Here is a 9,425-nt window from a genome sequence, read left to right as displayed (position 1 = left end):
TGCAGGACGCGTTGAGCACGGGGACTGGCTCTCCCGGCACTTATTTTTCTAATCTGTTTCTTGTTCAATAAAAAATAAGTGCCGGGGTGCCTGTCCCCACTAACATGCAAGCAGGGATTTTTTTCTTTTCTTTTCTTTTCTTTCTTTTCTTGTTCCCAGGCTCCAGCCTGGGAACAAGAGGTAACCAGGAACGAAGAACCAGGAACCAGGAACAGATTTTAGCAACCAACATGTTTGTTTGAAATTTGTGCTAAGCGCCTAGGCATATCGGTATTTTGAACATCCCTAAGTACGACTCGAAATACTTCAGCGATCTAAGCAGGCGAGCTTGAGCCGCCACAGCTAAAAATTTGAGGCAGAACCTATGAGCGATGAATACGACAGCCCCTGGAAAGTAGCGCTGGAAAGATATTTCCCGGAATTTATGGAGTTCTATTTCCCTGTAATTTTTGATGACATTGACTGGACTTCAGGGTATGATTTTCTGGACAAGGAATTACAGCAGGTGACCAGGGATGCTGAACTTGGACGCAGATATGTGGACAAGCTGGTGCGGGTGCGCAGGTTATGCGGAGATGAAGGCTGGGTATACGTACATATTGAGGTTCAGGGTGATATTGAGAATGTTTTTGCCAGGCGGATGTTCACCTATCATTACCGGCTTTTTGACCGGTACGACAAGCCCCTGGCCAGTCTTGCGGTGCTGGCTGATACCAGTCCGGGCTGGCATCCGGACAGCTTTGGCTATGAGCTCTACGGCTGCCGGATGAGGTTTGATTTTCCAGCTGTCAAACTTCTGGACTGGGAATCGAAAACAGATCAGCTGCTTGACTCGAATAATGCTTTCGCCCTGGTAACAGCAGTGCATCTGTTGACCAAAAAGACCCAGGGCAAACTCAGGAGCGATACGCAGCCAAGATTCGCCTGATCCGCATTCTCTTTGCCCGGGGCTGGAATCGTCAGAGAATCCTGGATCTGTTTGCAGTGCTGGACTGGATGATGTCCCTTCCCGAAGACCTGGAGTCCAAAATTTTCAGCGATATTCGTCAAATAGAGGAGGAGTATCAAATGCCATACGTAACAGGCATAGAAAGAATCGCTCTTAAAAAGGGCATGCAACAGGGCATGCAGAAAGGCGAAGCCCAGCTGTTTTCACGCCTGCTGGCCCTTAAGTTCGGTCCTATCCCGGAAGACAAGCAACGATTGATTGAGTCCGCCGGTTCTCAACAACTGAGGCAATGGTCAGAACGTATCCTTACAGCCCAGAGCATGGACGAAGTTTTGAATGACAGCTAACTTACGGGGATAGCCATGTTTGTTCGGTCACTTTTGTTCGGGTCGGACCCAGCCAATGTACTGAAAATATTTTAGAAGGTCTCGTTTTTTACTTGATTTTGAGTCTTTGAACCACCATTTTGATATGGAAAAAGCAGTTCTAAACTTCTATTCTTCGAGGCGACAACTATCCTGACACATGGGGCGCTTATAAGAAGCTGCAAAAAGCCTTCATTTTGTTGTGATCAGTTATGCAGCATTTAGCGGCCGAATTCTTGCCACTTCGGATTTAAGCGCCTGACCAGCTTCCCACAGATCAACCGCCCGTTGCGCATTCAGCCAGAATTCTGCTGAGTTTCCAAACAACCGGCCAAGCCGGATGGCCATTTGAGGACTGACTGCTCTCCGCTCCAGTATGAGTTCATTAATCGACTGGCGTGAACCCCCCAGTGCTTTCGCCTTCGCCAGTGCTGAAACATTCAATTCATAATCAGGCATGAAATCTTCGCGTAGCATCTCACCAGGGTGGGAGGGCCTGCGTTTAATTCCAGTATTGTTGATAGCCATGATTTCACCTCCTGTTCATGGTAATCGCAAACCTCTATATCAAAAGCGTCGCCATCTTCAAACCGAAAACAGATACGCCACTGATCATTTATAGCTATTAAATGCTGTCCTTCACGATCATCTGCAAGTTTGTGCAGCCTGTTCCCAGGCGGGGACTTTAAGATCATCGAGAGAACTGGCCAGATTTACATGTTCCAGCTTCCTTGAGGCCCTTCTGTGAATATCTGAAGGCAGTTTTTTTGACTTTCCCGTTTCATACAAGGACTTTGTATGCTTATCTGCAAAGGTCTTGATCATTGAGGACAGAGTAGCGTGTCACGTGACAAAAGTCAATAATGTTTTATTGCTATCGTGAACTAAAACACCCAAGCCCGCAAGTAATTCCAGCGTTCTATCTGCTGATAAGATGCGTTTGCAAAAAAGCGAAACCCTTAATCCTTCGTAACTATCCACTTTTTATTTTCGCCATAGAGCCCCCGGGCTACTCCGGGCAGGCTTCTGGACAGGGAGCACAGAACCGGGACCACTATCAAGGTCAGAAGGGTGGCGACGGCCAGGCCAAAGACCACGGCCACAGCCATGGGTCCCCACCATTGGGCTGATTCTCCGCCTATGCTCCAGGACAGGCTTTTGAAGTCAAAACTGACTCCAGTGGCCATGGGCATCAGGCCCAGGATGGTGGTAATGGCAGTAAGCATTACCGGCCTGAACCTGACCATTCCGGCCTGGAGAAGGGCCTCTGCGCGATCCATGCCCCGGCCCAGAAGCTGCATGTAATAGTCAATGAGCACTATGGCGTTGTTTACCACCACTCCAGCCAGGCTTATGACCCCGATCCCGGTCATAATGATTCCAAAAGCCATCCCAGTGACCAGCAGGCCGGTAAATACTCCGATCAGTGAGAGCAGGACCGTGGTCAGAATGATCAGGGCAGGTATGATGGAATTGAATTGAGTGATAAGTATCAGGAAGATCAGCATGAGCACCCCAAAAAAAGCCTTGCTCAGAAAATCCTTTGCCTTGGCCTGCTCCTCCTGCTCACCGGTAAACTGATAGGAATAACCACGCGGCCAGTCAAAACCGGCCAGGTGATGTTCGATATCCCTGAGCACATCATTGGCCAGCCGTCCGGATACAGATGCGGAAACTGTGACCACCCTGCGCTGGTTGAGGCGCATGATGTCTCCCACTCCGCTGGACAATTCCACCTGGGCCACGCTGGTCAGTGGAATCGGTTGACCCTGAGGTCCTGATACGGTCAGCCGGTTCAGGGATTCCAGAGAATTTCTGGCTTCTTCAGGCAAACGGGCAGTGATATCGTATTCGTCCCGGTCATCGCGCAGCACGCCTACCCTGACTCCGCCGATGGCGGCCTTTACGGTGTAAGCAATGGAGTAGGTGTCCAGGCCAAGGAGCGCGGCCTTTTCCTTGTCCACATTGATCAGAATTTCAGGCTTTCCATGTACAAAGTTGTCTTTCAGATCAACCAGACTGGGAATGTCTTTTATGGACCTGCGTACTTCAGCGGCCAGCTGGCCAAGCACCCGGATATCTACTCCAGTGATTTCCATGTTCACCGGAGGGCCGGTTGGAGGGCCTCCCTCTTCCTTTTCCACCTGCAGTTCAGCTCCGGCAATGGCGGCCAGAACCCGCTCCCGGATTTCAGCCACGGTCTTGGATGAGGATTGGGAGCGCTCGTGAAAATCCTTGAAATCAATAACCACGCGGCTCAGATGAGTGCCAGGGCCGCCTGCGGCAAAGGGGTCGCCGCCGGCTGAGCCGATATTGGCGATAACATGCTCAATATCCTCATATTCCCTGACAATGGATTCCACCTGGGCCACAAGCCTGTCTGAAGCATCCAGGCTGGTTCCCTCGGGTGCCCGGATATGCACAAAGGCCCTGTTGGGATCGGTTTCAGGAAAAAATTCCACACCCTTGCCCCAGATTCCGAAGGCCGTGATTGAGACTGTTAGAAACAGAAAAGCAGTGCAAAGGACAATTAATCTGTGTCCAAGGGACCACTTGAGAAGGCGAAGATATATCCTCTTGATCCATGCCTGGCGGACAGGCTGGTCAGGGTCAGGGAGTGTGGCCGCACGCACCTTCTGATAGCGGGCAGACAGTACGGGATTGACCACCAGGGCAATAAATAAAGACGCGGAAAGGACCATGATCAGGGTTTTGGGCAGGAACATCATGAACTCGCCCACGATCCCGGGCCAGAAAAGCATGGGAATAAAGGCGGCCAGGGTGGTCAGGGTGGCCGTGATTACCGGCCAGGCCACCTGGTCAGTGCCGGTGCGGGCGGCGATTTCTCCTGGCTGGCCGTTCTGCATGTGCCGGTAGATGTTTTCCACGATAACAATGCCGTTGTCCACCAGCATGCCCAGGGCCAGGATAAGGGAAAAAAGGACCACCATATTCAGGGTTATGCCCAGTCCGGCCAGAAGAGCGAAAGCAATAAACATGGAACAGGGAATGGCCAGGGCCACGAAAATGGCTGAGCGGCCACCAATGAATATCAGAATCACAGTCAGTACCAGGATCAGTCCGGAAAGAATGCTGTTCTCCAGTTCAGAGACTATCAGCCGGACGTTCTGGGACATATCAGAAGTAATGTCCAGTTGCAGATCTCCGGGCAGCTGGGGTCTGGTCTCATCCACCAGGGCGCGGACCTGGTCGCAGATGCGGACGATGTTCTCGCCGCTGCGTTTCTGCACGGAAAGGGTCACGCTGGGACTTCCGTTGATTCGGCTCCGGGTCAGGGGATCCTTGTGGGTGTCCTCGATTCTGGCCACATCCCGGAGATAGACTGGTTTGCCGTCACGGACAAAGGCCACGATGGAAAATATTTCCGAGGGGTGTTTGAAATCTTCTGGAACCCGGACCAGGTAACGGGTTTCGCCGATGTCCATGCTGCCGCTGGGCATGTTGACGTTGCTCTGGGTCACAGCCTGGATCATGCTGGAAAAGGGCACGTTATAGGCCCGGATGCGGTCCAGGTCGAATTCCACCCTGATTTCACGCTCCAGGCCTCCGCTTTCCAGGACATTGAGCACGCCGGGAATGGTTTCAATCTGGTCCTTGATGTCTTCAGCCCAGTTTTTCAGCCTGGCCAGAGAATATGGGCCTGAGAGAACCACTCGTATCACTGGAATGTCTGAAAAATTGACCTCTTCTACCACAGGATCATCTTCCAGTTCCGCAGGCAGGTCAGCCTTGGCCTGGTCAACCTTGACCCTTACATTCTGCAGGGCGTCGTCAATGTCCACTGAAGGCATGAACTTTACGGCAACCGTGGATAACCCCTCAGCAGAGCTGGCCCGGATTTCCTCCACCCCGGCCAGCCCCTTGAGCTTGCGCTCAATGGGTATGGTAATGAGGGTTTCCATGTCTTCGGGTGAGACACCTTCATAGGTGGTGGTCACAAACACGTAGGGAATGGTTATGTCTGGAAAGGATTCCCTGGGCAGGGTCAGGTATGAATAGACGCCCACTATGACCAGGATCACCAGCAGAGTAAGAACTGATGCCTGCCTGCGTAAGGCCCAATGATTGAGGATCATTGCACCAGTACCGGAGTACCGTCTTCAACTTCACGTTGACCGGCAATGATAAGCTTGTCCCCAGGGATAAGGCCCTCAACAATCTGAACCCGGTCACGTTCGATAATTCCGATGCGCACCGGCCTGGCTCTGGCTACTCCATTCTCCTCTACATAAACCAGGCGTTCGCCGCCCCGGTCAATAAGGGCTGAAAGAGGAACGGCTGCAGCATCAGCAATGATACGGCGCTGGAACGAAACCCTGGCCATCATCCCGGGCCGGATTTCTCCTTGGGGATTGTCCACTACAACCTGGGTTCTGAAGGTATTTGTGGACTGATCCGCCTTAAAGGATATAAAATCAATAACCCCCGGAAAGTGCTGATCCTGATAAGCGTCAACCATTACCTGGACGGGTTGCCCGACATTTAAAAAACGCACATCCATTTCAGGGACCTGGACCTGGAACTTGATCTTTTCAATGTTAACCAGTTCAATCATGACCTCTCCCCTGTCCATAAACTCCCCGGCCTCTACAAGGAGATTGTTCACCCTTGCCTTGCCTGGCGCCCGCACCAGGCCGCGGTTGTATTCAATCTCAGCCTGACGCAGGACTTCACGGGCCTGCACCTTTTCAGCCCGGATCCTGTCCAGTTCTTCCTCAGAGATAATTCTTTTCTCAAAGAGGCTTTCACGCCGACGCAGCTGCTCCTGGAGAAGCTCGAATGCGGATTTGGCCCGGGCAAGAGCCGCGTTCAGAGGGGTTACGTCTATGTGCGCCAGGACCTGGTCCTTGCTGACTTCACTTCCTTCCCGGACCAGCAGTTTTTCCACCCGTCCAGATGTTTCGGAAGCCAGGCGGACCTCAAGCCAGGCATGGGCTGTTCCGGGCAGCAAAACAACGTCTTTTACTGTAACAGGAATGACTTCCTGCACCAGAACATTCACGCGCCTGGGCTCAGAAGAATCAATGGGATTGGCTTCGCCTGGCTGGCCTGAACATGAACAGAGAAACAGGAAAAAGGTAAGTCCAGGCAATACAGTCAGCATTGCAGACTGCAACTTATTCTTTGTGAATGAAGGCATTTTACATGAATAATCCTGAAAAATTGTTAAGAAAAGGGTCAGATCATTGAGATTCAGCAAAGACCATGTGCTTGCCCTGCCGGGATGCAGTAATTAATAAGCAATTCAGGTCGGGGGGGGTTATTAATCAAATAAAGTGCTGCTTTTTGAGCACAGTTAGGATAGGATTTAAAATGGCCTGTGTCAATAAGTCAGCATGATTTCGCCGGTTTCAGGTCAGGATGGAGCATCAGTGGGAACCAGGTTTATAATATAAGTGTCAGGCTGCGCCTGGTGTTCATTATTGGCCAGAGTTCTTTTTGAAAAGCGCGTAAATATAAGGACGCTCCTCGCCTGCCGGAGTAATATACGTATAATCCTCATGGGCAAGCAGCGTAAATGTCTTGCCGAGCCTTCTGGTCATTTCCTGTACAGAGTATCGGTAAACCTCGAGTCCGGCGCATTTTCGGGGGCCTGCTGTTGAAAATTCTGCCAGCAATACATATCCGCCGGTGCGAAGGGCTGAATTTAGATTGGCAAAATATCCCTGGATTTTGGATTCTTCCGTCAGGAAATGAAGGACTGCCCGATCGATCCAGACGTCTGCCCCGGGTATTCCATCAGGCAACGGTCTGGAAATGTCGTGGCAAAGCCAAATCAGGCTTTCTTCGTTTCTACCGGTTCTTGCTGCCAGCTTGGATAACGCCTCATCACTTATGTCATTTAATATGATCCTGAAGCCCCTGGCAAGCAACTCGTCCACAAGAATGGAGGTTCCGGCACCAGGAAGAAAAACCACAGCCTCTTCGTGTTTCGGGATTAAATCAAGAAACTTCAGGGTCTGAGAAACATCACTCTCATACCACCCGAGTTCTGGATCACTCTTACTGGCAAAAACTTTGTTCCAGTGTTTGCGTTGGTCAACCATTTTTGCTCCTCGATTGGAATCCTGAATTATGAAAACCAGATAACTACCTGATACCAAAATACCTTCAGAGGCATGCTAAAACCATTCTTTGAGCCACCCCTGCATTATCTTAATTTCCTTGTCCTGTTGTTCAATTATTGACCGGGCCATGTCCCCTACTTCAGCGTGCTCTGCCAGATCATTTTCAAGAAGATCCCGGGCCATCATGACGGCCATTTCGTGGTGAGCAATCATGTCTTTAAGAAAAATTCGCTCCGCTTCTTCCACGGAAAGACCAGCAATGTCCCGCATCATCGGCTCATAGCGAGCATGCGCATGTCGATCCGGATACCAGAGTTGTATCCACTCTTGCAGCTCCTGAATTTCCTTTTTCTGAACCGCTATGATTTCCCGGGCAAATTCTTGCAATTCTGAACGTCCGGTTATAGACTTGATCTCCTTGGAGCTGTCCACTGCCTCCTGATGGTGAGGGATCATTTCCACAAGAAAGTCGAATTCACTGTGAACCTCATGCATATGCTCATGCTCATGGGGCACAGCTGCAACTGAAGATGAAAAAAAGATCAAGGTGCTGATAAAAAAGGCTGCAAAAATAATTCTGACTAACGATGACATGGCCTTTTCTCCTTTGTTTAGACTAAACTGAACTGCCTGAAAAACCCCAAGTTCAGGCAGAATAGGCCATGGGAATCACCCGCTGGGGAAGATTGAACAGTCTTTGAAAACCATCCTCTCTTTCTTTTATGGGATGAATTCCTGTCCATACTGAACCAAGTCCAAGACCATTGGCGGCCAGTAGAATATTTTGAGTTGCTGCTGAACAGTCCTGGATCCAGTACCCGGGAAATTTTTCCAGGTTTAAATCTGCGCAGACAAGAATACCCAGCGGGGCTTTATCTGCCATAGCAGCATAGGGGTTTATTTCTTTGACTTTGGCCTGGATCTCTTTGTCCCGGCAGATGATAAAGTGCCAGGGTTGAGCATTGCCTGCACTGGGGGCCATCATGGCGGCCTCAAGGATGGTTTTATCTGCTCATCAGTGACCGGCTTGTCTTTATATTTGCGAATACTTCTCCGGGTCATAACGGCTTTAAGGACGTCCACAAACTTCTCCTTGTTTTTTGGATAGTTGGCCAAGGTTTTGGTCTCATAAATCTGAAGGTTATTATATCTCAAGTCAAGTCTGATGCGTCTGAAAAAAGTTTTCTTTACAGACACGGCCTGCAGGAACAGATCAGGTGTCTGCTGGAGGCATTGCACTGACGTCCTGACTCCATCATAAATAAGGTCCACACTGATTTCGTTGTCCAGGGGGTACTGCGGCCGCCGCGCTCAGGTACTTCTTTGTTCAGACTCCTGTCATGAAGTTGAATCAACCTGCGAGAAGACGGCTAAAAGGCGATGCCAGGCCTGCGTACGCAACAGGCATCTTTATTCCTGATCAACAGGCTTTCTCATCTCCTTGATCCGGCTTTTTCTGGCTTTTTCAGCCAGGCGTCTTTGCCTGGAAGACCTGGAGGGACGGGTCGGTTTTCGGGGCTCAGGCTCGACAGTGGCTTTCTGGATAAGCTGCTGCAATTTATTAAAGGCCTCTTTTTTGTTTTTTGCCTGGGATCTGCTCTTTTCGGCCCTGATGACAATCAATCCATTCCGAGTGATGCGCTGATCGTTCAGGTTCAAAAGCCTTTCCTTGTAAATTTGCGGCAATGAAGAGGTCTTGATATCAAAAAACAGCTGAACTGCTGAAGCAGTTTTGTTGACTTTCTGACCGCCGGGGCCGCTGGCCCGGATTGCCTGGAGATCAATTTCCGAGTCTTTTATGGACAGGTTGTCAGTTATTTTCATTGGGTTGGCCTGTTCAGTGATAATCCGGAAGGTGCTAAGGGATTAGAAAAATACTGATATACCGCCATAGTGATGCTTTGCCCGCAACAATAAAGAGAAGAGTTTTTTGACAGGATTAACCCCAGTTAAACACCCCAACGGGGACTCCGGTTTAACCGGGCAGGCCCAGTTAAACCCTGCTCTGCAGGAAATCCTTCG

At 50.3% G+C, this 9,425-nt stretch carries 10 protein-coding genes; 2 read left to right on the top strand and 8 right to left on the bottom strand.

Annotation, left to right across the window (positions count from 1 at the left end):
• The first annotated feature begins 364 nt into the window (after nt 1-364).
• Together QZP87_RS02185 and QZP87_RS02180 are read left to right on the top strand one after the other, a co-directional pair.
• Nucleotides 365-928, top strand: coding sequence for a hypothetical protein (locus tag QZP87_RS02185; RefSeq protein WP_291321283.1), 564 nt, complete (start codon nt 365-367; stop codon nt 926-928).
• A 140-nt stretch (nt 929-1,068) separates the two neighbouring features.
• Nucleotides 1,069-1,296: a DUF4351 domain-containing protein gene (locus QZP87_RS02180; protein ID WP_291321282.1), complete on the top strand. Its 228-nt coding sequence runs from the start codon at nt 1,069-1,071 to the stop codon at nt 1,294-1,296.
• A 228-nt stretch (nt 1,297-1,524) separates the two neighbouring features.
• Here the strand turns inward: QZP87_RS02180 and QZP87_RS02175 are convergent, their stop codons facing one another.
• The 8 genes from QZP87_RS02175 to arfB all read right to left on the bottom strand — a co-directional run bounded on the left by QZP87_RS02175 (nt 1,525) and on the right by arfB (nt 9,227).
• Entirely contained in the window at nt 1,525-1,842 is a 318-nt protein-coding gene (locus QZP87_RS02175) for a HigA family addiction module antitoxin (protein ID WP_291321281.1), read from the bottom strand.
• Nucleotides 1,755-2,009 (bottom strand): type II toxin-antitoxin system RelE/ParE family toxin, encoded by a 255-nt coding sequence (locus QZP87_RS15475; RefSeq protein WP_363330974.1) that lies wholly within the window; start codon nt 2,007-2,009, stop codon nt 1,755-1,757. The genes QZP87_RS02175 and QZP87_RS15475 overlap by 88 nt, the downstream gene beginning before the upstream one ends.
• 264 nt (nt 2,010-2,273) lie before the next feature.
• Nucleotides 2,274-5,411: an efflux RND transporter permease subunit gene (locus tag QZP87_RS02170; protein ID WP_291321280.1), complete on the bottom strand. Its 3,138-nt coding sequence runs from the start codon at nt 5,409-5,411 to the stop codon at nt 2,274-2,276.
• Entirely contained in the window at nt 5,408-6,439 is a 1,032-nt protein-coding gene (locus QZP87_RS02165; RefSeq protein WP_291321279.1) for an efflux RND transporter periplasmic adaptor subunit, read from the bottom strand. Before QZP87_RS02165 ends, QZP87_RS02170 begins: the two co-directional genes overlap by 4 nt.
• A 316-nt stretch (nt 6,440-6,755) precedes the next feature.
• Complete coding sequence (locus QZP87_RS02160; protein WP_291321278.1) at nt 6,756-7,382, bottom strand: class I SAM-dependent methyltransferase; 627 nt, start codon at nt 7,380-7,382, stop codon at nt 6,756-6,758.
• A 75-nt stretch (nt 7,383-7,457) separates the two neighbouring features.
• On the bottom strand, nt 7,458-7,997 hold the full coding sequence (locus tag QZP87_RS02155) for a DUF305 domain-containing protein (RefSeq protein ID WP_291321277.1): 540 nt from the start codon (nt 7,995-7,997) through the stop codon (nt 7,458-7,460).
• A 52-nt stretch (nt 7,998-8,049) separates the two neighbouring features.
• Nucleotides 8,050-8,388 (bottom strand): nitroreductase family protein, encoded by a 339-nt coding sequence (locus QZP87_RS02150; RefSeq protein WP_363330973.1) that lies wholly within the window; start codon nt 8,386-8,388, stop codon nt 8,050-8,052.
• Between the two features lie 425 nt (nt 8,389-8,813).
• Entirely contained in the window at nt 8,814-9,227 is a 414-nt protein-coding gene (gene arfB, locus QZP87_RS02145; protein ID WP_291321276.1) for an alternative ribosome rescue aminoacyl-tRNA hydrolase ArfB, read from the bottom strand.
• Nucleotides 9,228-9,425: the final 198 nt, after the last annotated feature.

Origin of the sequence: Desulfonatronospira sp. (assembly GCA_003563255.1) — a bacterium.
Lineage (GTDB): Bacteria > Desulfobacterota > Desulfovibrionia > Desulfovibrionales > Desulfonatronovibrionaceae > Desulfonatronospira.
This window is presented reverse-complemented; position numbering and strand designations above follow the sequence as displayed.

What these genes read in the sequence shown, in the direction of transcription:
- QZP87_RS02150 (WP_363330973.1), bottom strand. Translation starts at nt 8,388, where the DNA reads ATGATGGCCCCCAGTGCAGGCAATGCTCAACCCTGGCACTTTATCATC.
- QZP87_RS02170 (WP_291321280.1), bottom strand. Translation starts at nt 5,411, where the DNA reads ATGATCCTCAATCATTGGGCCTTACGCAGGCAGGCATCAGTTCTTACT.
- QZP87_RS15475 (WP_363330974.1), bottom strand. Translation starts at nt 2,009, where the DNA reads ATGATCTTAAAGTCCCCGCCTGGGAACAGGCTGCACAAACTTGCAGAT.
- QZP87_RS02180 (WP_291321282.1), top strand. Translation starts at nt 1,069, where the DNA reads ATGCCATACGTAACAGGCATAGAAAGAATCGCTCTTAAAAAGGGCATG.
- QZP87_RS02160 (WP_291321278.1), bottom strand. Translation starts at nt 7,382, where the DNA reads ATGGTTGACCAACGCAAACACTGGAACAAAGTTTTTGCCAGTAAGAGT.
- QZP87_RS02175 (WP_291321281.1), bottom strand. Translation starts at nt 1,842, where the DNA reads ATGGCTATCAACAATACTGGAATTAAACGCAGGCCCTCCCACCCTGGT.
- QZP87_RS02185 (WP_291321283.1), top strand. Translation starts at nt 365, where the DNA reads ATGAGCGATGAATACGACAGCCCCTGGAAAGTAGCGCTGGAAAGATAT.
- arfB (WP_291321276.1), bottom strand. Translation starts at nt 9,227, where the DNA reads ATGAAAATAACTGACAACCTGTCCATAAAAGACTCGGAAATTGATCTC.
- QZP87_RS02155 (WP_291321277.1), bottom strand. Translation starts at nt 7,997, where the DNA reads ATGTCATCGTTAGTCAGAATTATTTTTGCAGCCTTTTTTATCAGCACC.
- QZP87_RS02165 (WP_291321279.1), bottom strand. Translation starts at nt 6,439, where the DNA reads ATGCTGACTGTATTGCCTGGACTTACCTTTTTCCTGTTTCTCTGTTCA.